2 tRNA genes and 2 rRNA genes are annotated in these 957 nt (G+C 42.8%); all 4 read left to right on the top strand.

The annotated features are described in order from the left end of the window. Positions 1 to 57: ribosomal RNA gene (locus ABEB31_RS21595) — 16S ribosomal RNA — on the top strand; the annotation flags it as partial. Between the two features lie 124 nt (positions 58 to 181). Further along, positions 182 to 255: transfer RNA gene (locus ABEB31_RS21590), tRNA-Ile, on the top strand. Positions 256 to 405: 150 nt separating this feature from the next. Beyond that, positions 406 to 479, top strand: a tRNA-Ala gene (locus ABEB31_RS21585). A 173-nt stretch (positions 480 to 652) separates the two neighbouring features. After that, a 23S ribosomal RNA gene (locus ABEB31_RS21580) occupies positions 653 to 957 on the top strand; the annotation flags it as partial.

Genomic DNA, 957 nt, shown 5'->3' with positions numbered 1-957 from the left:
AGGGCTAAGTCGTAACAAGGTAGCCGTACCGGAAGGTGCGGCTGGAACACCTCCTTTCTAGAGCCCTGTATGTTAGCCGTAAGGCACGTCGGGGAAAAAAGATGCGGACCTAAAGGTTTGGGTCAAAGATTGTATTACTCTTGCTGTTAATTTAAAAAATAATGAAAATTAAGTAAAACAGAGTCTCGTAGCTCAGCTGGTTAGAGTACTACACTGATAATGTAGGGGTCGGCAGTTCGAGTCTGCCCGGGACTACTTTTGAGTTCAGATTTAAGATTTTAGATTTGAAAAAAAAAGAACTGAAGCGCTTAATTAAAGGAAATTCTGGAAGCTGGGATTCACCAAAGGAAATTAGAGAAGAATTGGAAATCTAAAATCTGAATTCTAAAATCTAAGATTTAAAATGGGGGATTAGCTCAGCTGGCTAGAGCGCCTGCCTTGCACGCAGGAGGTCAACGGTTCGACTCCGTTATTCTCCACAAAAAGCTATAAGCCGTAGGCTTTAAGCTTAATGCCTGAAGCGTAAAGCTTAAAGCATCACAAAGTTCATTGACATATTGAGATAAGAAAATAATAAGAAAGTAGAAAGCGTTTTTTACAATTTATTGTAAAAGACAAAAAAAACGGTCTCGTTTTACAACGAGATTGGTACAATAAGCAAAATAAGGGCGTATGGGGGATGCCTAGGCTCTCAGAGGCGAAGAAAGGCGTGATAAGCTGCGAAAAGCTGCGGGGACGGGCACACACCGATTGATCCGCAGATACCTGAATGGGGCAACCCACTATGTTGAAGACATAGTACACCGATAGGTGGGCAAACCCGCTGAACTGAAACATCTAAGTAGGCGGAGGAGAAGAAAACAAAAGTGATTCCGTAAGTAGTGGCGAGCGAACGCGGATTAGCCCAAACCAGTTTTGTTACGGCATGACTGGGGTTGTAGGACCACGATATTTCAT

Origin of the sequence: Flavobacterium olei (assembly GCF_039749035.1) — a bacterium.
Lineage (GTDB): Bacteria > Bacteroidota > Bacteroidia > Flavobacteriales > Flavobacteriaceae > Flavobacterium > Flavobacterium olei.
This window is presented reverse-complemented; position numbering and strand designations above follow the sequence as displayed.